At 40.6% G+C, this 25,983-nt stretch carries 20 protein-coding genes; 15 read left to right on the top strand and 5 right to left on the bottom strand.

Translation table 11 applies throughout. The features are described 5' to 3' along the window. The first annotated feature begins 94 nt into the window (after positions 1-94). The 4 genes from porK to porN all read left to right on the top strand — a co-directional run bounded on the left by porK (position 95) and on the right by porN (position 4,699). Positions 95-1,108, top strand: coding sequence for a T9SS ring complex lipoprotein PorK/GldK (gene porK, locus HUW51_RS06660; protein WP_185273204.1), 1,014 nt, complete (start codon positions 95-97; stop codon positions 1,106-1,108). A gap of 121 nt (positions 1,109-1,229) precedes the next feature. After that, positions 1,230-2,021, top strand: coding sequence for a type IX secretion system motor protein PorL/GldL (gene porL / locus HUW51_RS06655; protein WP_185273203.1), 792 nt, complete (start codon positions 1,230-1,232; stop codon positions 2,019-2,021). A gap of 48 nt (positions 2,022-2,069) precedes the next feature. Continuing rightward, positions 2,070-3,653: a type IX secretion system motor protein PorM/GldM gene (gene porM / locus HUW51_RS06650; RefSeq protein WP_185273202.1), complete on the top strand. Its 1,584-nt coding sequence runs from the start codon at positions 2,070-2,072 to the stop codon at positions 3,651-3,653. A gap of 20 nt (positions 3,654-3,673) precedes the next feature. Then, positions 3,674-4,699 (top strand): type IX secretion system ring subunit PorN/GldN, encoded by a 1,026-nt coding sequence (porN, locus tag HUW51_RS06645; protein ID WP_185273201.1) that lies wholly within the window; start codon positions 3,674-3,676, stop codon positions 4,697-4,699. Between the two features lie 219 nt (positions 4,700-4,918). Here the strand turns inward: porN and HUW51_RS06640 are convergent, their stop codons facing one another. From HUW51_RS06640 to porW, 4 genes are all read right to left on the bottom strand, one after another. Next, positions 4,919-7,126: an FUSC family protein gene (locus HUW51_RS06640; protein ID WP_185273200.1), complete on the bottom strand. Its 2,208-nt coding sequence runs from the start codon at positions 7,124-7,126 to the stop codon at positions 4,919-4,921. Positions 7,127-7,235: 109 nt separating this feature from the next. Continuing rightward, positions 7,236-9,044 carry an excinuclease ABC subunit UvrC gene (gene uvrC, locus HUW51_RS06635; protein WP_185273199.1) on the bottom strand — a complete coding sequence of 603 codons (1,809 nt, stop codon included), beginning with the start codon at positions 9,042-9,044 and terminating at the stop codon, positions 7,236-7,238. Positions 9,045-9,175: 131 nt separating this feature from the next. Continuing rightward, entirely contained in the window at positions 9,176-11,488 is a 2,313-nt protein-coding gene (locus tag HUW51_RS06630; RefSeq protein WP_185273198.1) for a penicillin-binding protein 1A, read from the bottom strand. A 3-nt stretch (positions 11,489-11,491) separates the two neighbouring features. Then, a complete protein-coding gene (gene porW / locus HUW51_RS06625) occupies positions 11,492-14,578 on the bottom strand; it encodes a type IX secretion system periplasmic lipoprotein PorW/SprE (protein ID WP_185273197.1) in 3,087 nt (1,028 codons plus the stop codon). Between the two features lie 207 nt (positions 14,579-14,785). Here porW and HUW51_RS06620 point away from each other — a divergent pair, with 207 nt between their 5' ends. From HUW51_RS06620 to HUW51_RS06570, 11 genes are all read left to right on the top strand, one after another. Beyond that, positions 14,786-15,019 (top strand): AtpZ/AtpI family protein, encoded by a 234-nt coding sequence (locus HUW51_RS06620; RefSeq protein WP_228466946.1) that lies wholly within the window; start codon positions 14,786-14,788, stop codon positions 15,017-15,019. A 143-nt stretch (positions 15,020-15,162) separates the two neighbouring features. Further along, entirely contained in the window at positions 15,163-15,546 is a 384-nt protein-coding gene (locus tag HUW51_RS06615; protein ID WP_185273196.1) for a hypothetical protein, read from the top strand. Between the two features lie 42 nt (positions 15,547-15,588). Beyond that, positions 15,589-16,644: a F0F1 ATP synthase subunit A gene (gene atpB / locus HUW51_RS06610; RefSeq protein WP_185273195.1), complete on the top strand. Its 1,056-nt coding sequence runs from the start codon at positions 15,589-15,591 to the stop codon at positions 16,642-16,644. Positions 16,645-16,682: 38 nt separating this feature from the next. Further along, entirely contained in the window at positions 16,683-16,952 is a 270-nt protein-coding gene (atpE, locus tag HUW51_RS06605; RefSeq protein WP_182414102.1) for an ATP synthase F0 subunit C, read from the top strand. Positions 16,953-17,101: 149 nt separating this feature from the next. After that, positions 17,102-17,596, top strand: a complete 495-nt coding sequence (locus tag HUW51_RS06600; protein ID WP_185273194.1) for a F0F1 ATP synthase subunit B — start codon at positions 17,102-17,104, stop codon at positions 17,594-17,596. A 53-nt stretch (positions 17,597-17,649) separates the two neighbouring features. After that, complete coding sequence (gene atpH, locus HUW51_RS06595) at positions 17,650-18,210, top strand: ATP synthase F1 subunit delta (RefSeq protein WP_185273193.1); 561 nt, start codon at positions 17,650-17,652, stop codon at positions 18,208-18,210. A gap of 2 nt (positions 18,211-18,212) precedes the next feature. Continuing rightward, positions 18,213-19,793: a F0F1 ATP synthase subunit alpha gene (gene atpA / locus HUW51_RS06590; RefSeq protein ID WP_185273192.1), complete on the top strand. Its 1,581-nt coding sequence runs from the start codon at positions 18,213-18,215 to the stop codon at positions 19,791-19,793. Between the two features lie 117 nt (positions 19,794-19,910). After that, positions 19,911-20,807: an ATP synthase F1 subunit gamma gene (atpG, locus tag HUW51_RS06585; protein ID WP_185273191.1), complete on the top strand. Its 897-nt coding sequence runs from the start codon at positions 19,911-19,913 to the stop codon at positions 20,805-20,807. 200 nt (positions 20,808-21,007) lie between these two features. Further along, complete coding sequence (gene pafA, locus HUW51_RS06580; RefSeq protein WP_228466945.1) at positions 21,008-22,690, top strand: alkaline phosphatase PafA; 1,683 nt, start codon at positions 21,008-21,010, stop codon at positions 22,688-22,690. Positions 22,691-22,787: 97 nt separating this feature from the next. Next, the gene (locus HUW51_RS06575) at positions 22,788-23,351 is read left to right on the top strand and encodes an inorganic diphosphatase (RefSeq protein WP_185273190.1); all 564 of its coding nucleotides are present in this window, start codon (positions 22,788-22,790) and stop codon (positions 23,349-23,351) included. A gap of 193 nt (positions 23,352-23,544) precedes the next feature. Then, entirely contained in the window at positions 23,545-24,408 is an 864-nt protein-coding gene (locus HUW51_RS06570; RefSeq protein WP_185273189.1) for a UbiA prenyltransferase family protein, read from the top strand. A 37-nt stretch (positions 24,409-24,445) separates the two neighbouring features. Here HUW51_RS06570 and HUW51_RS06565 read toward each other — a convergent pair whose 3' ends face one another. Continuing rightward, the gene (locus tag HUW51_RS06565) at positions 24,446-25,966 is read right to left on the bottom strand and encodes an NAD(P)H-hydrate dehydratase (protein WP_185273188.1); all 1,521 of its coding nucleotides are present in this window, start codon (positions 25,964-25,966) and stop codon (positions 24,446-24,448) included. Between the last annotated feature and the right edge of the window lie 17 nt (positions 25,967-25,983).

Here is a 25,983-nt window from a genome sequence, read left to right as displayed (position 1 = left end):
AAGCTATTGTTTTTAATTTTTCTCTTTGCTACCTTTGCTCAGTACTAAAATTGTAATAGTTATATTTGATATTACTTCTTTGTTTACCTTGGTTATGAATAAATTTCTAAAATTGTCTTTTATTGCTGTTTCAGTAATAGTTTTAGGCGGTTGCGGTATGCGCGGCGGTCCTGAAGGAGACGTAATAGGGGCGCAAGATCGTCCAGAGTTTAATCCTCAGGAAGTTCCCTACGGAATGGTGCCTTGCCCTGGAGGAACGTTTCATATGGGGCAAACTGATCAGGATATTGCCGCTACCATGTCTAATTTGAATAAGCAAGTTACTATTCGCGGATTTTACATGGACGAAACTGAAATCACGAATAATGAATATCGGGAGTTTATGAATGCCATTCGGGAAGACTCTTTAGATATTTTGGGAGAAGAATATGTAATGACTGAACTGTATCCGGATACAACGGTTTGGATGCGGGACTTTACTTACTCTATGGGCGACCCCATGATGCAATATTATTATACGCACCCGGCTTTTGATAATTATCCGGTAGTGGGTGTGGATTGGAATGCCGCCAAATATTTTTCGGATTGGCGCACCAAGCGTAAGAATGCGTTTTTAATAGAAGATGGCCAAGCGGCTATGCCCGATTTCCGGTTGCCTTCTGAAGCAGAGTGGGAATATGCTGCCCGGGGTGGCCGCGATATGGTTACTTACCCTTGGGGTGGGCCTTACCTGCGTAATGCGAAAGGATGTATGTTGGCTAACTTTAAACCAGGCAGAGGCGATTATTACAGCGATGGCTATTCTTACACCGGCCCGGTAGGGCAATATTTTCCGAACGATTTTGGTTTATATGATATGGCCGGAAACGTAGCCGAGTGGTGTGCAGATGCTTATTATGATGCAGCGGTGCCAGTGGTTTGGGATTTAAACCCTGTTTATAATAATGATAACGAACCGCGTAAAGTGGTAAGAGGGGGATCCTGGAAAGATGTGGCATATTTCTTGGAAACAGGTACCCGGAACTTTGAATTTGAAGATTCAGCCCGCTCTTACATTGGATTCCGTAATTCTATGATCATGTTAGGTGATCGCCAGCGTTCAAAATAGTATTTAACTTAGATTTCTATTTAACAAGAAAAATAAATAAAAGTAAGTACAAGCAATTCAAACTAAATCTAAAACAAAACAGTTAATTCATCATCCACAAAAAAACAAATTCTAAAACAAAATGAGTAAAGCAAAAGGTGGCAATTTCCTCTTTGATGTGATAATGCCAAAAGTATACGGTATCGGTGCTGCAGTTGTAATTGTAGGAGCTCTTTTTAAAATTCAGCACTGGGAAGGTGCTGGGGCAATGCTTACTGTAGGTCTGTTAACTGAGGCCATCATCTTTTTCTTAAGTGCTTTTCAACCGCAAAGCCATGATGTAGATTGGACTCGTGTTTACCCGCAATTGGCCGATGATTACACAGGGCCTAAAGCTCAAATTACCCCAAGTGGTCCTTCTATCACGGGTGACTTAGATAAGATGTTGCGTGATGCCAATGTAACTCCTGCCAGCATCAGCTCTTTAGGTCAAGGACTGAATCGTTTGAGCGAAGCTACCTCGCAAATGGCCGATTTAGGGGATGCAACCATTGCAACAAAAGAATACACTACTAAAGTTAGAACTGCTGCCGGCTCCCTGGAAAAAATCAACGAGGCATATGTTTCTACCGTTGATGCTATTAAGCAAATGGCTAACGCTACTTCTAACACACGTGAATACCACGAACAAGTGCAGAATGTAACCAAGAACTTAGGTGCTTTAAATGCGGTTTACGAAATGGAACTGCAAGATGCCAATAATCATTTAAAGTCGATGAACAAGTTCTATGGTAGCTTAACTGTAGCAATGCAAAACCTGACTGATGCATCTAAAGATACAGAGCAGTTTAAAAACGAAGTTGGCACTTTAACTAAAAACCTGCACTCTTTAAATAATGTGTATGGTAATATGTTAAATGCGATGCGTTCTTAATCCTGAGCTAACAACAAAAACAATTAATTAAAAAGCATTTTATAAAAAATGGCTGGAGCAAAAGAAACCCCAAGGCAGAAGCTTATTGGTATGATGTACTTGGTACTTACTGCGCTGTTAGCGTTACAAGTAAGTTCTGCGATCATCTTAAAATTTAAGTTTCTGGACGACAGTTTGATGACGGTTAACAACAAAACTAAATCAGATAACGACGGAGTCCGGAAATCAATAGAAACAACAGTTGCGAAAGGTGGTAACCGCCCCAACGATAAAAAAGTATTAGATCAAGCTTCTGAAGTTCGTGCTAAAACTACCGAAATTATTAATTACGTAGAAGGCCTGCGTGCTGAACTGATTAAGAGAGCCGGTGGTATGGAAGGTGATGCTTATAAAGATCCAAGTGCGGAAGATGCAGTAGCTACTTATATGATTGGCCCAAATAAAGGTAAAGGAAAAGCGTACGAGCTAAAAGATCGTTTAAATAAATATGCTAATGAAATGCGGGTTTATAATCCATCTATTCCGCAGTTAGCCGTAGATGCCAAAGACGACCCAATAGCTGGTAAAGACCCTAACCAGAAAAGAAAAGATTTTGCCGAACTTAATTTTGAAGCTACTCCTTTAACTGCCGCTTTAGCAGTTCTGGCTCAAAAAGAAACAGAAATTTTAAAATATGAGGCAGATATTCTGCAGACTTTGGCCGGTAAAGTAGGAGCCGATATTATAAAATTCGATAAAATATTTGGTAATTACAGCGCGGCTTCTAACACCGTAGCAGCCGGTACTAAATACTCCGCCGAAATGTTTATTGCGGCTACTTCAAGTGCTATTGCTCCGCGCATGTTCTTCGAAGGCCGGCCAGTAAAAGTAGAGAATGGCCGTGGTAAAGTAGAGTTTGTTGCCTCGGCTGGTGCTTACGACAAAGATGGTAATGCTAAAAAAACATGGAAAGGTCAGATTAAAATGACCCAAAATGGGCGGGATACTACCTTTAACGTTTCTGGTGAATACGTAGTAGCAAAACCTGTTATGTCTATTCAATCAGCATCGGTACAAGCTTTATATTTGAACTGCGGAAATAAGTTAGACGTTCAGGTTCCTGCTTTGGGAGCATTATATGATCCTTCTTTCTCAGCATCCGGAGCTCAAGTGTCAAAAGGTACTAAAAAAGGTGAGGTAATGATTTTACCAACTGCCCGCCAAGTAACATTAAATGTTAGCAGTGGTGGAGCCGCTATCGGTAATCAAACTTTCCAGGTTCGTCCTGTGCCCCGTCCGGATATTGTTTGTTTAGCAAACGGCCGTCCGGTTGATGAAAAAAGAGGTTTACCTGCTCCCGGACCAAGACAAATCTCAGTAGAAGCTATTGCGGATGAAAGCTTTAAAAATATGTTACCGCAAGATGCTCGCTTCCGGGTAACTGAATTTGAAGTAACATTAGCCCGTGGAAGAAATATTGTTCAAGAACAATCTTTTAGTAGTAAAACAGCAAACATTACTGCTATGGCAGCCCAGGCCAGACCAGGCGACCGATTGATTGTAACAGTAAAAGATTTAAAACGTGCTAATTACAAAGATCAATTTGAGGATGTGCCTGTAGGTGGTAAGTCATTCGTGATAGCATTAAATTAATTTTTGAATATTAAATTAATATGAATAAGTTTCTGATATTGGTATTAGGTGTAAGTTTATCGGTAAATGCTTTTGCTCAGCAAAAGAAATCTACTGGTACTCCTGCTTCAAAACAAACGCAACAGCTAAGTCTACCAAAAGCAACAGGCACACCAGCCAAAACTACACCTGCAACGCAGGGGGGGGCCACGCAACAATCAGCGGCAGGTGGTTCGGTAAATGGTGGAGCAGGTCAAACATCCACTACTGTAACAAGTGGTAATGCCTCCGCCAGACCAATACCAGAAACTGACCTCATGTATAAAAAGGTAGTTTGGCGCGGCTTGGACTTACGGGAAAAGCAGAACAAACCGATGTTTTCGGTAAATAAAGAAATTACAAAAGTAATAATCGATGCCGCAAAAAGAGGTGAGTTAATACCTTACAAAAATGATTCTTTAACCACTCCTTTATCAGGTAATGATTTTAGTGTGAAGTTAACGAAACCCGATGAGGCAGGTGATGCTATGTCGGAGGAAGAAAAAAAGATTTTTGGTAATGCTCCTGCTGAGGAAGATGATGTTTTTGCTAAGTTAAATAACAAAGGCAAAAAAGGAGCAACCGCAGCCGCTGCCCCAGTGGTAAGTATGAATGAGTTTTTCCCGAAAGAGCTTTATCAACTGGAAATGAAAGAAAACATTGTTTTCGATAAAAAGCGCTCCCGGATGTATTACGATATTCAAGCTATTACTTTAGTAATACCTGTAAAATATTCAGCTAAAGGTGTAGAAGAAAGAATTGCTTCTTTTAAATACAGTGATTTAGTAAAAGTATTCCGGGCGCATCCCAACGATGCTATTTGGTATAATGAGCAAAATGATGCGCAGCATAAAAACTTAGCCGATGCATTTGATTTAAGATTATTTAGCTCTTACATTAAAAAAGTATCTAACGCCAACGATGATGATTTAGCTACTATCAACGAAGGGTCGCAAAAAGGTCTGTTGGCTTCTCAAAAAGCAGTAGAAGAGTTGATAGAATGGGAATCTAGTTTATGGAGTTACTAAAAAATTAGTTTTTTAAATAATAAAAAAGGAGGCTTTAAATGCCTCCTTTTTTATTATAAAGCTGTTTAATATTTATAGCGCTAGTTAAAAATACTTGCTGGAATGATGTTTTAACCACTAAGTAAAAACTTTTGCTTTCAGCAAATGTATTGCTGCTGAAACTGCCCGGGAAAAGGCTTTAACAAAGAATCTAAAAATAAGAAGCAGCGACTATACCGGCTATAAAAGGTTTAAAGCCTGAACGTGTTTTTTTAAATTATAAATTGTAGCAGCAATCTTATTTATTTGTTCATGAATAAGTTCTTCCTTAAGGGCTAATGTATTTACATGCAGTTGAGGATTATCTATTTCAAATGATGTATGGGGCGGGAGTTGCATTATGGTGCTAGCAGCTCGGAATGGCATATCAGCAATAATATTTTCCGTTACTATCTTTTCTGAAGCAATATAATCCGCATACCTGGTAAGTTGATCAGTATAATCTTCTAAAACAGTAACCGTTTCCGGGAAAGACGTTTCTTTACTAAATTCAGGTAAAAGCGTTGCGAAAGAAGTTAATTCTCTGGTTAAACGGTTGTTCTCAAAAGCAATACTCTGGGCTAATTGCAACTTCTGTTTTTTTGTGCCAGGCTCTAGTTTTAAGCGCACAATGGAATCTGCAATGGATAAGTTAGCAACTTCGGCTTTTCTCCGATCAGCAATGATACGCGCATGAAAACCTGTTTTAGCTGTTAATTCGTGTTGTAATTGTATTAAAAGATCGCGGTTAGCCAGTACTCCTTTGGCTAATATACTTCGTACCCGAAACCGTTCCCAATTGGGCCAGAGTAAAAAAGCCCCTACAATGGCCAACACGCCACCTAAACTGGTCGCAAATAAACGATAAGTAGCATAATGCCAGTCTATATTACCCGAAATCTCGAACATTGCTACCAACATCATGGTAACAAATACAACGGCCAGGGTGTAGTTGCGCTGTTGTAAGTAAATGAACAAAAAGCAGAATATAGATATAAGCAAAATATAGATGCCCGGTGATAGTAATTGGATGAGCAATAATGTGCTTAAAGCAGCTCCGATGGTGGTACCAGTTACTCTTTGTAATGCTTTTTGCTGGGTGGTGCCATAATCGGGTTGCAGAACTACCATAACCGTAAGGGCAATCCAGTAGCCTCTAGGAATATCAAAAATATAAAATAAGGCAATGGAAATAGCCGTTAAAATCATGAGCCGCAAAGTATGCTTTAACGGAACATTTTTAAATTTAAAAAAACTAGAAACCGCCAGTAATTTGCTTAAAGGTGGATAGTGCATTGGCGTAGATTGCGTCTGCTTTTGTTTTCTTTTTTCTCTAATCCGGTTTAATAAAAGTTGCGCGTCTTGTAAATAATGCACCGCAGATTGAAGTAAAATAACAATTCTGTGTAAATCTAAACTACTCGATAAATCAGCTGCTTTAGCATCCAGATGTTGTTGCAATTGATTGGTGGCTACTTGGGCCTCTTTAATCATCTTTTCTAGATGCCGGAAATCTTTCTCCCGACCCATAACCAATATGTTAGCTACTGCTTTAGCCGCTTGCGAGGCACAAGAAAAGCAGAGCTGTAAGTCGTACTTCCACGGTCCGGATAATTTTTGCTGACGTACATTTTCCAGGTTAGAGTACATGGCTAACATGGTAGCGCCAAAACGGGAAGAAGCCCTTACAACTTTTAATAAATCGCGGCGGATAAGGAAAAATTCTTGATCTTTTTTTCGCAAAAAAGGTAATACATTATTAATGGCCGTACGCAGATTAGCTTCTTTTTTTTGAATATCATCGTTGGACTCAGATTTACGGGGAGAGTCAGCTAGCCATGCAGCCAGATTTCCGCCTATTTCCCAAGGCAAAGCTAAGTTTGTATAATAAGGTAAATTAGGCCGGATAGGCCAAAAGAACAACATTATCAACGAAGCCCACATACCACCCAGCCAGGTAGCCAACATACGATATAAACCGGTTTCAATATCGTGAGGACCATTTAAGGATAATAAAAAAACAATAACCGCACAAAGGCCAAGCGTCTGACCATGGGCGCCCAACTCCTTAGCCAAAGAAGAGATGCCGGCAATAATGGCCATGGTTATTACTACCAACCAAAAGTGGGGACCAACTATGGTACCTATAAAGGGAGCAATACTGATAAAAATTAGACTGAAAACCAGTATAAATGCTTTTCGGGGGTAGGTTGTTTGCAGCTTAGTAGAAAGCAACAATTGAGAGGTTATAGCAGCAAAGCTACCATAAAGCGCTAGGCCAAAATATTGAGATACTACTAACGGAACAAGTAAACCTGAAGTAATTAATAAGGCTCGGAAAATGTCTGGATCGAAATATTCTTTGCGGAGAAAAAGATGAATTCTGGAAATAGCATTTTTTAATACCATGTTCTGGTATATATTAAACAAAGGCGTATAAGTTGCAGCGAGAAATAAATTTATAAGTTATCAGATATAAAAATTTTAAAAATTTTGCCAGAATATGGTTGCTTTTCTTTTAAGCCGTGCTTTCCTGATTAAAGTAATCCAAGAGAATCTTTGTTTTAGCTTTCCCAATCTCAGCAATTAACTCAGCCTCGGATAGCTCTTTTATTTTTTTTACTGATTTGTATTTAGAAAGTAACTTTTGTGCCGTAGTAGGTCCTAAACCTTTAATATCGGTAATCTCTGTTTTAAGTGTACCGGCATTACGTCGTTCGCGGTGAAAGGTGATACCAAAACGGTGGGCTTCGTTACGGATACGTTGCAGCAACCGCAGCGATTCTGATTTCTTATCAATGTAAAGCGGCAAGGTATCGCCCGGGTAAAATATCTCTTCTAAGCGTTTGGCAATACTTATTACGGCTACCTGGGTATAAATGCCCAAATCTTTTAGCGCTTTCACCGCCATACCCAGTTGTCCTTTTCCTCCGTCAATTACAATTAACTGGGGTAACGGAGAATCTTCATCTAAAAGCCGGCGGTAACGGCGCGTCACAATTTCGTACATGGAAGCAAAGTCATCGGGACCCACCACGGTTTTAATGTGAAAATGCCGGTAATCTTTTTTACTGGGTTTAGCATTCCGGAAACAAACCATAGAGGCTACGGGGGTAGTACCCTGAATGTTAGAATTATCAAAACATTCAATGTGCTTGGGTAACTCGCTTAAGCGTAAATCTTTCTTAAGCGTTTCCATAATCCGAACCTCATTAGAATCTTTCGATCTCTCGTTCATGCTTTCCTTTTCTTTGCGCAGGTATAGCACGTTTTTTAACGATAAGTTCAACAGTTTCCGCTTATCACCAATTTGGGGTACTGTAATATTTACGTTATTTAGAGGTAATTCTAACTCAACGTTAGTTAAAATTTCTTTGGATTCACTTTCAAAATCGTGGCGCAATTGAACAATAATAGTTGCTAAAATATCGGCATCCGATTCATCCAGTTTTTTAGTAATCTCCAGTGATTGGGTCTGGATAATGGCGCCGTTCATAACTTTTAAGTAGTTAATAAAGGCGCATTTTTCGTTTGAAGTAATGGTAAAGACATCGATGTTGGTAAGGGTATTACTTACTACCGTAGATTTAGCCTGAAAATCTTCCAGAACATCTAACTTTTGCTTAAAGCTATGCGCCACTTCATATTGCATTTCTTGGGCAGCAGCAATCATTTTATCTTTAAAATAAGCTTTGGCAATACTTAAGTTTCCTGATAAAATACTGCGGATTTGCAGGATGTGTTGGTTGTAAGACTCCTCATCGTACAGGTTTTCGCAAGGACCTTTACAGTTGCCGATGTGGTACTCCAGGCATACTTTAAATTTGCCCCGCTCAATGTTTTCCGGTGATAAGTTATACGTACAAGTGCGGAGCGGGTACAACGACCGAATCATTTCCAGAACTACGTTCATGTTGGTAACGCTGGCGTACGGTCCGTAATATTTGGAGCCGTCGTTAATTTTATTACGCGTACTGATTACCCGGGGAAAACGCTCGTTGGTAATACAAATGTAAGGGTAAGTTTTACCATCCTTCAGTAAAATATTATACTTAGGTTGGTACTGCTTAATCAGGTTGTTCTCCAGCAGAAAAGCATCACTTTCGGTATCCACAATAGTAAACTGAATATTGCGGATATTAGAAATTAACTTTCGGGTTTTTTTATTATGCTGGGTAGATTTATTAAAATAGCTGCTTACTCTTTTCCGAATATCTACTGCTTTCCCGACGTAAATAATTTCGTCGTTTTCATCGAAAAATTTGTAAATGCCCGGCCGGTTAGGCAAGTGTTTTATCTTTTCCCGTATAATCTCGTCGGCAGGCATAACTTCTTCCTTATCGCTGATTTTTAACTTCTTATAATTGAAATTTTTTAAAAATTGATAAATAACTTGCCCGGTATAAATACGTGGTGATAACCTTTAATGAAACCAACTGTGGTTATCCGGAATGAGCTTTAAATCCCTTCGTCCAGTTGAATATTTGGGTTTAAAATTTCATTTTGGTTAACCGAGTCTTGCGGTAAACCGCCCATATTATTGTACTTGGCACAATCAATTTCTACTGTTAACGGTGCAGTAGGTTTCGGGAATGGGCCAGTATTAATGGCAATACTTTTATCCGCGAGTACTTTTTGCATAAACAAGCCGTATTGTGGAAGGGCTAATTTATTTCCCTGCCCGTAAGCCGCACTCCGGAAGTGAATGCTCCGGTTTTCGCCGCCAACCCAAGATCCACAAACTAAATCGGGCGTAATGGCCATAAACCAGGCATCGGAATAATTGCTGGTAGTGCCGGTTTTAGCGCCAATTTCGTTTTTAAGTTTATGTCGGAAACGAAGGCCATAGTAAGAAGTGCCACCCTTTATATCAGCGCCGCCTTTTAACAAATGCACCATTAAGTAAGCCGTTTCTTCGCTGATAATATCCCGTGATTTTGGTACGAAGTTGAGCAGTAAATTACCGTTTTTATCTTCAATGCGGGTAAGGTAAACGGGTTCTGTCCATTTGCCACTATTTACAAAAGTACCGTAAGCCCCACACATTTCGTACAACGACACATCGCTGGAACCAAAACCCACGGCTGGTACTGGCTCAATTTTAGAAGAAAAGCCTAAGCGCTCGGCATATTTTACTATTACGGCCGGCGTTAATTTTTGCACCAAGTGGGCAGTAACCGAATTTTTTGAAAAAGCTAAAGCTTCGCGCAGATCAAAGGAACGCCCGGAAAATACGTTATCATCATTCTTTGGGGTGTAAGGGGGGCGACCATCTTCGGCGGGAAAGGTAACGGGCACATCCATAACCTGGTAACACGGCGAATATCCATTATCAATAGCGGCTAGGTATACTACCGGTTTAAACGTAGAGCCCGGTTGCCGACGCCCTTGTTTTACGTGGTCATATTTAAAATATTTGTAATTGTTGCCACCCACCCAGGCTTTAATGTAGCCATTTAATGGGTTCATAGCCATAAAGCCCGTATTTAAAAAGCGTTTGTAGTAAGCCAGCGAGTCCATGGGACTCATTACTACTTCTTTTTCGCCGGGGGCCTCCCAGGTAAATACTTTCATTGGTATTTTCTTGCGCAGGTAGTAATTGATAGAATCCTCATTGTCTTCGTAGCGTGCTTTTAAAGCTTTGTAGCGATCTGTAAGCTTTATTTGCTGCTCCAAAAAACCTTTTATGGTAGCGCCATTATCATAGGTCCAGGGTTCGCGGCCTTTCCAGTAGCTGGCAAACAGCTTTTGCTGTTTTTCCATGTTCTCGCGCACGGCTTCTTCGGCATAGCGCTGCATCCGCGAATCGATAGTGGTGTAAATTCTTAAACCGTCTTCGTACAGGTTATAGCCGTTTTCTTTGCACCAGCGCAACAGAAACTTACTTAACTCCGTCCGGAAATAGGGCGCAATACCGGTATTTTGATTTTCGACACGGTAGTCAAGAGCAATTTCTGTGCTTTTAGCCTGTTCTGCTTCAGTGGCCTGAATAAAGCCGTACTTTTGCATTTGGTCAATTACCGTATTGCGGCGCAGTAAAGACCGTTCCGGGTTTTTAACCGGGCTGAAGTAAGAAGGACCCTTCAGCAAACCCACTAGTACGGCAGATTCCTGTAATTGCAAATCCTTGGGGGCCTTGTTAAAAAAAGTTTTGGCTGCTGATTTAATCCCGAACGCACCGGAACCAAAATCAACGGTATTTAAATACATGAGCAAAATTTCTCTTTTGGAGTAAGAGCGCTCCAGCCGGATGGCCATTATCCATTCTTTGGTTTTGATAATGAGCATGCGCATACCCGGCACCGAACTTAAAAGGCCTTTGTTTAAGTCGGTGCGGGTACGAAATAAATTACGGGCTAATTGTTGGGTAAGCGTGCTTGAGCCGCGGTCTTGCTTGCCAGTAAGTTTATAATAGATTACGGCAAAAGAGCCTTTAAAATCAATGCCGGAGTGTTCTTCAAAACGGATGTCTTCGGTAGCAATAAGCGCATCTATCAGGTTCTGGGGCAGGTCGCGTAGTTCATCAACCGGAGACCTGTTTTCTAAAAAATACTTACCCATTAATACATTATCTTCTGAATATACTTCCGAAGCTAATACACTCTTGGGGTTTTCGAGGGCTCTAAAATCGGGTAACTCACCAAATAAATTTAAAAAATTTATACTTACAGCGTAAACGTATAAACCTAAACCCAGTAATCCGGCAATAAAAATTAACCAGATAGCAGAAATAATTTTAGAATAATAATTATTTGTTTTAGGCGAAGCCATGAATTAGAAATAAGTGTTTTTATAGAAAGCCAGGTAATCCTCTAATTTACCTTCTTTCATTAGAATCAGTAAATTTTCAGAAGAGATAGCAAAGGTAGCAAATTCTATTCCTCTAATCTTACTTAAAGGCGATTGCGGCGCCTTTTGTTTCGTAGCATAACTGGCTGCCTTTTTACCTGCATCAAATTCCTTAATAATTAAAAAATTAGTTGTACCGTTAAAAGAAGTAGAATCTACTGTTAACTTATCGGCCAGGTTATACTTGGCATTGTAGGCATTCATTTTAGTAAGTATATCTTTAAATGCCGGGTTATTTTTAGGATAAGCCACTACTACCAAATGCGGGGTAGTCAGGTTTGCTGTATAACTAGCTTTTGGCTCAGCAGGTGCAGGAGTAACCGGAGCCGGAGTTGTAGGCGTAGGAGTTGCCTCGGTAGCTGGCGCTGCATTATTGCCTGCCCCAGGAGTAGTGTTTTCTACCGGGTCTACGGCTTGGGTTACGGTATCTTGTTCGGCAGCTACCGGATCTGCTTGTTCAGAATTGGTGTCGGTTACATCCGAAGGAGCTTCTTCAACGGGAGCGGCCGGGTTGTTTTTGTTTTGTCTAGGTTGCGGCCTCCGGCGGTTTGGCCGGGGTAATTCTGCTTCGGCTGGTTCCGGCGCAACTGGTTCTTCTGTTACCGTTTCCTCTACTGGTTCTTCCGCAATTGGTTCTTCTTCGGTAACCTCCGGTACGTCGGGAGCGGTCTTTCTTTGAACTCTGGTTTTATTAAATTCCGCTAAGGATAACTTACCGCTTTCGTAAGCTTCAAAAGAATTTAAAATTTCTTCGGCATTAGGAATAAGCGTGCTATTGGGATACTGTTCGATAAACTGTCTTACAGCTGTTTTAAATACTTCCGGTTTTTGCGTGCGGCCAGCGAGCAAAACTTTAAGATAAGCCACCCGGTCGGCCAGTTCACTGTCCGGGTATTGCTGTTGTACCTGGTTAGCCAGAGTAATGGCCACCGGATAGCGCTGGCGATGGTAATTTACAAACGCGGAATCATACAGTTGCCGGGCTTTATTGTTATTAGCTAAAACCTGTTTTAAATAATCAGGCTGATCAATTAATCTGGCGTATTTACTTCCCGGGAGTTCTTTTTTAACTAAATCGGCGTAGGTTTTAGCTTTATCGCTTTTTTGTTCCTGGTAAATTAGGTACAAACTATAGTATGCTTCTGATTTATGTTTTGTAGCCGGGAATCGCTGTAGTAATTTCTCGAAAGTTTCGGCCGCTCGCACTGGTTCGTTTAACTGCTGCTGATAAATATTAGCTAAGTTAAAAAGGGCTTCTTCCACTAAATTATTAGATTCCTGCAGCCTTTCCGGACTATTGGGTATATCACGAAGCAATTCTTGGCGAGCTATTGCCGGGTTGTTCGCGATTGAGTCCGGAGCTGTATTATCGGGTCCTTTATCCGGGGTGTTTGCCGTATTGGTGGGAGATTGCGTAGCTACAGAGGACGCTAAACTAGACAAACGCCAGTTATCTTGTAACTGCCGGTTTCCCCACTTTTGTACGAACTCCGCCCGAGCCCGGGCTACCGAAGCTGGATTATCAAAGTACCAGGTACCTCCCGAATTAGCGTTGTTGCCCCGTCGGTTATTTCCATTGTTTAAACCAAAACTTAAATTTGATAAGTTACTTTGGTTTGAGGCATCATTGGCTAGTTGTTGTTCTTGTCGCAGCCTTTGCTGAGCCCTTTGTTCTAAGATTGTAACAATGCGCTTGTTTAAACTGGCAGAATCCAGGCGGGCTAAAGCCTGCAAGCTATCTTGCGTTTGTACCGTGGTATAATGCGTAGAAAATTCTTTTAAAACATCCCGCCGTTCCGAGGCCGCCTGGTAATCCACGCTAATGGGATCCATTGCCTGTACCGCACTGTCGTAGTAAGCGTAAGCCAAGTTATATTTTTGTAGATTTTCGTAATAAATTTTACCGGCTAGTAAATGCGAATATGCTTTTTGGGTTTCATTGGTAGACGGCGCTTTAGTTGATTGTTGTAAATACGCCAAAGCTGGCTCGTATTGTTGCTGTTTTAAGGCAAAACGGGCCATCTCGTAATAGATCTTATCTTTAAAATCAAGGTTCTTAGGATCTTTTAACAGTTTAGTAAAGTATTTATCAACCCGGGCTTTATCGTCGGGGTTAGATAACTCGGTTACTTGCCCTAAGTTTAACTTGCTGTAAAAACCAAGTTCGTAAGGAGGGTTATGTTTTACAATGCGGGTATAAACATCAAAAGCTTGTTTATTTTGGTTGGTTGCCTGATACAGTTGGGCAAGAATAAACCGGGCTCGAGCCTGGTAATCCTTGTTTTTCATGATCGGGATGGCCAATTTTAAATTATTGATTGCTAAGGTCGTGTCTTTTTGTTGTAAATGGTATTCTGCCCGGTTTAAAAATAAATGGATTGCATTGTTCTTGTTCAGTTTTACTTTTTTTAATAAATCCGAAACAGCAGCGGCGCTTTCGAAATCGCCTTGGGCAATAAAACAGCGCATTAACCAAACTTGGGCGCGGTACCGCACCTGGTCTTTCTTGCTGCTGGTATTAGCAAACCGGAATGTTCTAATAGCCTCATCAAAATCTCCCATAAAGTAACGCGCTTTGCCCACCAAAATGTAGCTGTCGCTGGTCCATTTACTCTTTGGGTGTTTTTTTATGGCGAAAGAAGCTTTCTTGATTACTTCTTCAAACTCTGGGCGAAACTGGGAAGTAAAAGCAGTATCTGTATTCGGGAACAGCGGTAAAATATGGTTATAATCATCCAGCGAAGCTTTGGTAATTTTAGCCTCGGCCGCGGTTAATCGTTCGCTACCTAAAAAATAAGCATTGTATTGCGCCGTAGTATTATGATAGACCTGGCCCAGCATTCCTGATTTTTCGGAACTGGCACATTGCCAGAATAAAAAACTAGTGGCAAAAAGAAGAAGAATATTTAAATTTTTTTTCTTCAAAACGTAAGAGGTATAAGTGCTACGTAGGATATAAGGATTAATAACCGGGTAATCTTTTGAATAACGTTTTACCAATGGATTTAACATATATCAATCAGTAAAAAGTATTTAACCAACTACACGGATAACGCCTAAAGTAATTAAAGGTTAAAAATAACCATTTTTGTATGGCTGATACAATATTCGTAAACAGAACCTTTTATCTGTTACTAATTACGAGGCACAACAATTGAACCGAAGGACCAGTTTCTCTAAAATTAATTAAAGTTGTACTTTTGTAAATCAGCACCCGTTATGGCATCCGAAGACTCTTCTAAAAACTCTGACGCAGAAAAAAGCAAGTTACAATCTTACATGAAGTACTCTGGCCTGGCCTTTCAAATGCTGATTGTATTGGGAATAGCGGCCTACGGCGGCATGCGGCTGGATGCTTATTTAGGCAATAAAAATCCTTGGTTTACCATCTTGTTTATGCTGCTGGGAGTAATTGGTTCTATTTATAAAATTATTGTTTCGGTAATGAAGTAATTTTGATACGATAATTAGTTACAGTCGCTGTCAAGTTAAATGCTAATTAGGAAAATAACCCGTCATTATTTAATCTGAATTTCCCTGTTATATAATTAAGTACAAGTAGTTTATTAACCTTTAGTTTTTTACGTAACTAATATATGTCTTTTTTTAAAAATTTGCTTTTTGTTACTCTATTTCTGGTGCTGGTGGCTGGCGCCCTTGTTTATTTACAAGGTTATAACCTGGTTCATCCGTATTTCTGGTACATGGTATTATTTTTTGTATTTGTTACGGGTTTTACCTACTACATTATTACTATGGGCAGCAAAAGCGATCCGGGTAATTTTCAAATGTATTACATGGGCGCAACGGCCTTTCGGGTGCTCATGTGCATGGGAGTTGTTTTTATTTACGTGTACTTTTCTGCGGAGCGCGAGCTGCAGTTTACTTTAAATTTCTTTTTACTTTATTTTCTGTTTACTGGGTTTGAAATTTACCACATTCTGACTAACTTGCGCCGAAATTCAAAAAAGCAGCTATAGCCTTTTAATTGTTGATAAAGGTCTTTATATAAAACTCTCTTGATGAAGAAGTTACTTGTTGTACTATTTTCTTTCTTTTCTTTTATTGCTACTGCCGCTGAACCCGCGCACGAGGAGACTAAATTTGATCCGGGTAGCATGATTACGCATCACATTACGGATGATTATTCCTGGCATTTTGCCGATAATTTCGTTTTGCATTTGCCGGTAATTGTTTATGGTAAAAACGGCTTGGAAGTTTTTTCGTCCAGTAACTTTTATAACGAGCATCACCAATTAGTTTCTTACAAAGGCTACGTATTAGAGCACGGGCATATTTATTACGCCAACGAAGAAGGAGAGCCTGTAACCGAAACAACAGCCGATGGTAAAGAAAAGCACGTTGGCCCTCTGGATTTCTCTATTACTAAAAACGTAGCCTCGTTGTTTTTAAGTGTAGCTTTACTATTAATTATATTCTTTACCATAGCTGGCCGGTATAAGACTAACCGGGGCAAAGCTCCTCGCGGCATTCAGTCCTTTTTTGAGCCAATCATTCTGTTTATCCGCGATGATATTGCTAAACCCAATATTGGTCCGAAGTACGAGCGTTACTTGCCGTATTTGCTCACGATATTTTTCTTTATCTGGTTTAATAACTTGCTGGGATTAATGCCTGGTGGCGCTAATTTAACGGGTAACATTGCTGTTACGTTGGTATTAGCGGTGTTTACCTTAATAATAACCTTGTTTAGCTCAAACAAAGCTTATTGGGCGCACATTTTTAAAACCCCGGGAGTGCCGGCGGCTTTATTGCCCATTATGATTCCGATTGAACTGGTAGGTATTTTAACTAAGCCGTTCTCGTTAATGGTCCGGTTATTTGCTAACATTACTGCGGGGCACATTATTATCTTAAGTTTATTTTCGCTGATATTCATTTTTAAAAGTTTTGCCATCGGGCCAATTAGTGTGGCTTTTGCCATCTTTATGAACTTTCTGGAGTTATTTGTAGCCTTATTGCAAGCTTATGTATTTACCTTATTAACCTCTATGTATTTTGGCGGCGCTGTGGAAGAGCATGACCACGCCGACGATATGGGACATGGAGCACACTAAACACTTTTTTAATTTTTTTCACTTTTTAATTTATAACTATGTTGTTAGCACTTTTGCTTCAAGTTGTACAAGGCCTTTCTGAAGGTACAGGTTTAGCAATTATGGGTGCCGGTATCGGTGCTGGTTTAGTTGCTTTAGGTGCCGGTTTAGGTATCGGTAGAATTGGTGGCTCTGCCATGGAATCTATCGCCCGTCAGCCAGAAGCTACTGCGCGTATCCAAACGGCAATGATTATTGCGGCTGCTCTTATTGAAGGTGTGGCCCTGTTTGGGGTGGTAGTTTGTCTGCTTATTTCATTCAAAGGCTAAATGCTTTAATTTCCGGCTGCCCGGCTCTTAGGGCATGCCTTCTAGCGCGGGTAGCTGGAAATTAGAATGAAGATAAGTCGTTATTGTGATTGTTTAAAAAGTGAATTTAAAAATTGGTTTTAACCAGTATTAATCGAAAAAATAATTAAATGGAATTAGTAACCCCGGGTATAGGCCTTATTTTCTGGCAAACCATTACCTTTATTCTGGTTTTATTTTTACTATCTAAATTTGCTTGGCGGCCTATTATGGCGTCTTTGCGCGAGCGGGAGCAATCTATCGAATCGGCTTTAAGTATGGCCGAAAGAGCAAAATTAGAAATGCAGGCTTTAAAAGCCGATAACGAAAAACTTTTGCAGGAAGCCCGTATTGAACGGGATCGCATCCTGAAAGAAGCGGCTGATAATGGCCGTACAATAATTGAAGATGCAAAAAACCGGGCAAGCATTGAAAGTAACCGTATTTTTGCGCAAGCAAAAGCAGAAATTGAAAACGAAAAGAAATCTGCTTTAGCTGAAGTTAAAAATGTAGCGGCAACAGTTTCGATAGAAATTGCTGAGCGTATTTTAAAACATGAACTGCGCGATGCCGGAACGCAGCAAGCTTTAGTGCAAGAATATTTAAAAGACGTAAAATTAAATTAGTTCTTAGTAAAAGATTTATTCCCAACTAAAAGCTAGCAACCAATCAATAATATATGTCCAACGTTAGAGTTGCTTCCCGCTATGCTAAATCGCTTATTGAATTAGCGGAGGAAAGAGGTATTCTGGAGAATGTTTATCAGGATATGTTGCTTTTTAACCAAACTGTAACCGCTAGCCGCGATTTAAGTTTAATGCTCCGTAATCCTATTGTAAAGCACAATAAGAAGCTGGCAGTATTAAAAGCAATATTTACCGGTAAAGTAAACGATCTAACTTTATCATTCTTTACCATTATAACAGAAAAAAACCGGGAAGCTGTACTTGGCAGCGTCGCTACGGAATTTTTAACTCAGTACAATTTGTTGAAAAAAGTACAAAAAGCCCAGGTTACTACGGCCACTCCGCTTACTCCAGCTTTACGGGCTGAGTTTAACCAGTTGGTGATAAACCGCACTGGCATGAGCACAGTAGTTCTGGAAGAAGTAGTAGATCCAAGCTTAATTGGGGGCTTTGTTTTACGTATTGGCGATGTGCAAATTGATGATTCGATTAGTACCAGCTTACTACGTTTAAAAAATAAATTAAAAGATAATTCTTACACTAGTCAATTATAATCATGGCAGAAGTTAGACCTGATGAAGTATCAGCGATATTAAGAGAACAGTTATCCAATTTTCGAACCGAAGCCGAGTTAGAAGAAGTAGGTACTGTATTGCAGGTAGGGGATGGGGTAGCTCGTATCTACGGCCTGTCTAAAGCCCAGTCCGGTGAGTTATTAGAATTTGAGAATGGCCTGCAAGCTCTCGTTCTGAACTTAGAAGAAGATAATGTAGGAGCCGTAATGCTCGGCGACTACAGTGATATAAAAGAAGGTGCCACTGTAAAACGGACCAACAAAATTGCCAGCATCCAGGTAGGTGATGCCATGGTAGGCCGAGTAGTTAATACCTTAGGTCAGCCCATTGATGGTAAAGGCCCGATTGCCGGTCCTTTGTACGATATGCCTTTGGAAAGAAAAGCGCCCGGCGTAATCTTCCGTCAGCCGGTAAATGAGCCAATGCAAACGGGCATCAAAGCAATTGACTCCATGATTCCAATCGGACGGGGTCAGCGGGAGTTAATTATCGGTGACCGCCAGACTGGTAAATCAGCCGTTGCTATTGATACCATCATCAATCAAAAAGAATTCTATCAGCGGGGCGAGCCAGTTTATTGTATTTACGTAGCCGTAGGTCAGAAAGCCTCTACGGTAGCGCAGGTAGTAAACGCGCTTACGCAAGGTGGAGCCATGGATTACACTATCGTGGTTTCTGCTTCAGCATCTGACCCAGCGCCAATGCAATTCTTTGCTCCTTTTACCGGTGCAGCTATTGGTGAGTTCTTCCGCGATACAGGCCGTCCGGCACTAGTAGTATACGACGATTTATCAAAGCAAGCCGTAGCTTACCGCGAAGTATCTTTGTTATTACGTCGTCCGCCAGGACGGGAAGCGTACCCAGGTGACGTATTTTATCTGCACTCTCGTTTATTAGAGCGGGCGGCTAAAATAAACGCTTCTGACGAAATCGCACGTAATATGAACGATTTGCCGGATTCTATCAAACCTTTGGTAAAAGGAGGTGGATCGTTAACAGCTTTACCAATTATTGAAACCCAAGCAGGTGACGTTTCGGCTTATATTCCGACTAACGTAATTTCCATTACTGATGGTCAGATATTCCTGGAAACCAACTTATTTAACTCGGGTATCCGTCCGGCTATTAACGTGGGTATTTCGGTTTCGCGGGTAGGAGGTAATGCCCAGATTAAGCCTATGAAAAAGGTAGCGGGTACTTTAAAGCTGGATCAAGCCCAGTTCCGGGAGTTAGAGGCTTTTGCTAAATTTGGTTCAGACTTAGATGCCTCTACTAAATTAACCATTGAACGTGGCCGTCGGAATTTGGAAGTTTTAAAGCAACCACAATTCTCGCCAGTGCCAGTTGCACAGCAAGTTGCTATTATCTATTGCTGTACCAATGGTTTAATGGATGATGTGCCTGTAAACGAAGTTCGGCATTTTGAGCAAGAGTTTCTGCGCAGCATGGAACTGAACCACAAAGAAGCATTGAATCAACTACGTGCCGGTAAATTAGAAGACGTGGCAATCACGGCTATTAAACAAGTAGCTAAAGAGGTTTCTGCGAAATACAAGAAATAAAAAAGATTAGCACTTACAATTTTAAATTTTAAAAAAGTAATTGCTTTATAAATAGCTTAGAGTCAAAAAGGAAAGTACGCTCCAGTTACTTTCCTTTTACATATCTATAAACAATAAATGGCCAGTTTAAAAGAAGTACGAAGTCGGATCATTTCGGTAACCTCCACCCAGCAAATCACTAAAGCGATGAAAATGGTGGCGGCCGCCAAATTACGGCGGGCTCAGGATAATATTATCCGGATGCGACCTTATGCGCAACGGTTAAGCAGCATCTTAACTAATTTATCCCGCCTTACAACTGATTCTACCCCTAATTTGTACGCCGAACGCCGGGAGATTAATCGTGTATTGGTTGTAGTAATTACTTCGGACCGGGGCTTAGCGGGCGCTTTTAACAGCAACGTAATAAAAGCAGTAAATAACCTGGTTAATGAACGTTACAGCCGCCAAGCAGCAGCGGGCAACGTAGAATATTTGGCAATTGGCAGAAGAGGACACGATTTTTTTGCTAAACGCAACGCAAAGCTGGCAGGAAATTATACGCACATATTTTCGCAATTGTCGTTTGATACGGTAAGAGTAGCAGCCGAGTACGCTATGGATGCTTTCCGGGCCGGTGATTACGACCAGGTAGATATTGTGTACAATGAATTTAAAAACGTAGCTACTCAAATAATTCGTACCGAGCAGTTTTTGCCAATTCAGGAACAGGAACCAGCAGTAGCTAACGCGAGCATAGGCACAAATACCGATTATATTTTTGAGCCGTCGAAAGAGCGAATTGTGGAGGAGCTAATACCCAAATCGTTAAAAATACAGTTTTATAAAGCTGTTTTAGAGTCCAACGCTTCAGAACATGGTGCCCGTATGACGGCCATGGATAAAGCAACAGATAATGCAGGCGAACTGCTAAAACAGTTAAAGTTAACCTATAACCGGTCGCGGCAAGCTGCTATTACCACCGAAATTTTAGAAATTGTAGGTGGCGCAGAAGCATTGGCCGCAGGTAGCTAATGTGTAATATTACATGGCAACAACAACTAATAAGCAAAAAGGCTCTTTATACAAGAGCCTTTTTGCTTATTAGTTGTTTACTATAATCTAGATAAAAAGTCTGTTTATTAGAATATAGACAAGGTTTTAAGGAGGTATTATTACCAAATAGCAACTAATTTAGCATCCATAAAATTTAGGAACATTTAATTTAAATATTCGTGAAAAAACACGCCTCTTCTCTCCTCATTATTCTTTTTGCCAGTCTTATGTTTTCTCCAACCAGTTTGATGGCTCAAAAGAAAGCTAAGAAAGCAACAGTAAGTGTACTGGAAAGACCAAAACTAGTGGTTGGGATAGTTGTAGACCAAATGCGTTATGATTATTTATACCGTTACTGTAATAAGTACAGCGATGGGGGTTTTAAAAGATTAATGCAGCAAGGGTTTAATTATAGAAATACGCATTATAATTACGTGCCTACCGCCACTGCCCCGGGCCATGCATCCGTTTATACTGGAACAACGCCAGCTCGCCACGGTATAATCGGTAATAACTGGTACGTTCGGGAAACCGGAAAATCTATTTACTGTACCGACGATTTAACGGTACAAGGTGTGGGTACTACTTCGGATGCAGGAAAAATGTCGCCGGCTAATATGTTGGCCACTACTATTACAGATGAGTTGAAAATAGCTACCAACCAAGAAGCCAAAGTTATTGGGGTTAGCCTGAAAGACCGTGGCTCTATTTTACCCGCCGGCCATGCCGCTGATGCTGCATATTGGTTTGATTCTGCGGTAAAGGGTTTTATTACCAGTACTTTTTACATGAAGCAATTACCAGCTTGGGTGCAGCAGTTTAATAGCCGCAATTTACCAGACTCTTATGTGAAAAACCCGTGGACTACGCTGTTGCCAATAGCGCAATACACCGAGAGTACTCCGGACGATAATAATTTTGAAAATACATTTTCTGGGCAAGCACGGCCGGTTTTTCCGCATAACTTACCAGAATTGCTGGCAAAAAATCCGGATATTCTCCGGACTACTCCTTTTGGTAACACGCTTACCAAAGAGTTTGCTATAGAAACAATAAAAGCAGAAAAAATGGGGCAAGGTAAAACTACCGATTTTTTGGCTCTTAGCTTTTCTAGTACCGATTACGTTGGTCACCATTTTGGCCCTAACTCAATAGAGGTAGAAGATACTTATTTGCGCTTAGATCAGGATTTAGCCGATTTTCTTAAATTTTTAGATTCCCAGGTGGGCAAAGATAATGTCCTGATTTTTTTAACAGCCGACCATGCCGCAGCTAACAACGTTGGTTACTTAAATTCTTTAAGAATACCCTCCAATAGTGAATCTCCGCGTGTGATGCAGGACTCTTTAAAACAATATTTAAACAAACAGTATGGTGTAGGCAATTGGGTAGAATCGTACAGTAACCAGCAGGTTTATCTCAACCGGAAACTGATACAAAGCAAAAAAGTTAATTTATCAGAAATTCAGCAAAAAGTTGCCGATTATCTTCTCCAATTTAACGGCATTCAACGTACAACCACTGCTACAACCATATTGCAAGCTAACTGGACGAGTGGATTACTGGGCTTTGTTTTAAATGGCTATTCCCCGAAACGATCCGGCGATGTAATTGTAACCCTGCAACCCGGCTGGATAGAAGGAAATTCCGGCAAGTTGTCGAAGGGTACAACCCACGGCACTTCGGCCAGTTATGATACGCATGTGCCTTTGCTTTGGTACGGCTGGAAAGTAAAACCCGGTGAATCGGCTCACCTGGCTAGTATTACGGATATTGCCCCTACAGTGGCTTACGCACTTTCTATTCAGGAGCCTAATGCGTGCACCGGACAGCCGTTGCAAGAAGTGTTACGCTTTCAATAACACGGGGGCAAATACATGTGGTTATAAGCAGGTAAGTACGGCTGTTCCGGATAGATCGTGTTTTAAAAATTTTTAAAAATTTTATTTTTTAATATAAATGACTAGAAAAAATAATCCCTGGCATAGCGTAAAATACGGTGAAAACGCGCCAGAAGTAGTTACCGGTATTATTGAAATACCCAAAGGTTCTAAAGCTAAATATGAATTAGATAAAGAAAGCGGCTTATTAAAATTAGACCGGGTTTTATTTTCGTCGGTTCATTATCCGGCAAATTACGGCTTTATACCGCAAACCTACTGTGATGATAGCGACCCGTTGGATATTTTGGTGATTTGCTCTATTGATGTGCACCCCATGTGTATTATCGAAGCCAAAGTTATTGGCGTAATGCAAATGATTGATAACAACGAAGAAGATGACAAGATCATTGCGGTGGCTAAAAATGACATGTCGGTAAATCACGTAAGCGATATTTCGGAGCTGCCGCCACATACTTTATTAGAGATTCGCCGCTTTTTTGAAGATTATAAAAAGCTGGAAAACAAAGAAGTAGTAGTGGAACAGTTTTTAGGAAGAGAGCAGGCGTACGAAATTATCAATAAGAGTATTGAATTGTACAACAATACTTTCCGGAATAAACCTGAATTTAGCGAAAAATAGTTCAAGCCAAAGCAGGCAACCGCTTCCGATGTAATTAAAAATTCAAAAACCGGCTATTTTAAAATAAGCCGGTTTTTTTTTGTTAAATCAATACACGTTTAAATACTTTGCTAGTTAAAAGGATATAGGCTAGCTAAGAAAAAGCTGGTTTAGTTTATCGGATTTTTTAAAAAATTATCATTATCACACCCACTTGAGTATACTTGCTAGTTTCCGGAGTATAGGTAAAGGCATTTTGTTTAGCAATGTGTTTATTGCAACCTGTGCTTTTGGGTTGGTTTGTCAAACGTATTTATTATTAAATCTGCCTATTAGGTACTGGCAAGCAAGTTTAGCCTTTCTTGCTACCTTTTTTATTTACAATTTAGATGGCTTGCTGCCTTATAAATTTAATCAGAACGTAGTTGTTTCGGAGCGGAAAATTTGGGTAATCCATTACCGGCAAAAGCTACTTTTTTGTATAGGTTTAGCGGGTGCTATCGCTTTGTTTTTGTTTATTAATTATGGGCAACCCCGGTATTTATGGCTTATTGCGCATCTAGTAATAATTTCAATGCTGTATTCCTGGCGGATAATCCCCCAAAAGAATGGCGATCTAATTCCGTTACGCAACATTCCTTTGTTAAAAATATTTTTAATAGCCTATGTCTGGAGTTGCGTTACTGTTATTTTACCGCTCTTAGCCACCAATAAGCTAAGTATTTCTGTTGATATTGGGTTATTATTCCTGCGGCGGTTTACTTATTTGTTTGCGCTAACTTTATTATTCGATATCCGGGATTATAAAAAAGATAAGATTACGCATACGCTTACTTTCCCGGGCTTAGTGGGGGTATTATTTACTAAAATACTGGCTACTATATTGCTGCTGGTATTTGCTGTAGCTACCTGGCTTTCAGAAGTGGGACCAGCCTTATTGAGTTTAGAAGTATCTGCCGTAATTGCCTTAGCGGTAGTGTGGCTGAGCCACGAAAAACGAAGCGAGTATTATTATTTAATTTTCGCTGACGGCATGATGCTCGTACAATCGCTGCTGGTATTTATGGCTACGTACTAAAAAGTTAGGTCAGAAAACAGAATTTAAAAAAACAGCTTTAATTCAGTTTATGGGCGTTTAAAGTTAAGAAAGCCTGCCCTAAGTACGATACAATATCCGAAGCAAGTAGTGCTTGTTCGCCTAAATTTGCTTTAGCTAAATCACCAGCTAAACCGTGCAGGTATACTCCTAAAATGCAAGCCTCCAGGGGGGAGTATTGCTGCGCCACTAAAGCCGTAATAATGCCGGTAAGTACATCGCCGGTACCGCCGGTAGCCATTCCTGGGTTGCCGGTACTGTTAAAATAATACGTGCCCTCCGGAGTACCAATGCACGTATGCGCGCCTTTTAAAACTACGTAGCAGTTATGTTGCTGGCAAAAATCTTTTAATAAAGTTAAGCGATAATAATCGTTTTGAGCTTTACCGGCTAAACGTTCAAATTCTTTGGGGTGCGGCGTTAAAATACTGCCTTCCGGAATCGATTTTTTAAAATTTTCATTTTCCGAAATAATATTTAAAGCATCCGCATCTATCACTAAAGGCACTTTGGTAGTTTCTAGTAGTTTGCTTACTAACTCCCGAGTAGCTGCTTCTTTCCCGAGGCCGGGGCCGATGCCAATGGCATTGTAAGTAGTTATATCGGGTAATTGCGAGGTGTAATTATCTTCCGGGTCGGTGAGTGTCATGGCTTCGGGTACAGCCGTTTGCAAAATATTGTACCCCACAGCCGGGCAGTAAACTGTGAGCAAACCTACTCCGCTCCGTAAACAAGCCCGCGAAGAAAGTACGGTAGCCCCCATCTTACCATAACTACCGCTTATAAGTAAAGCATGACCAAACGAACCTTTGTGCCCGTATTTTGGCCGGATTTTTAAAATTTTAGCTGGTACCTCCGGCGAAATATAAAAGTGAGTAGAAGGCGATTGGGAAATAAAATCAGCATTTAAGCCAATGGGTACTACCGTCCATTCGCCTACGTATTGGGCGGTGCCGGGCAAAAGAAAAGCTAGCTTCGGTAGCTCAAAAGATAAAGTATAGTCTGCTTCAATAATGGCATCAGTGGGCGCATTGGGAACATCGGCGAATAAACCGGCCGGCATATCCACCGCCACGACCATAGCGGAGCTTTGGTTAATATGTCTCACTAAATCGGTAATTAAACCGGTTAGTGGGCGATTTAAACCAGTGCCAAACAAGGCGTCCAACACCATGGCATTATCCGGAATTTGAGGAAAATCGCTTATTTGGTTTAGATATTGAGGAATTATGGCTTCAGGCAGGCGGTTTAAATTAGCGGTAAAATCCGGAGCATACTTATTATTGCTAGCTAAAATATATACCTGAACTACATATTGGTGCTGATGCAATAACCGGGCTATGGCTAAACCATCGCCGCCGTTATTACCCGGTCCACAAAATATCAAAACAGGTTTTTTTACTCTGTTCGAAAACTTATTTAGATACCAGTTTACAAAAGCGCTTACGGCACGCTCCATCAATTCCAGCGAAGGAATGTTTTCCTGTTCTGCGGTGTACGCATCTGCTGCGCGTGTTTGAGCGGCCGTTAAAATTTTCATTTATCTATTTATCTTAA

This window comes from Adhaeribacter swui, from assembly GCF_014217805.1.
GTDB lineage: Bacteria > Bacteroidota > Bacteroidia > Cytophagales > Hymenobacteraceae > Adhaeribacter > Adhaeribacter swui.
This window is presented reverse-complemented; position numbering and strand designations above follow the sequence as displayed.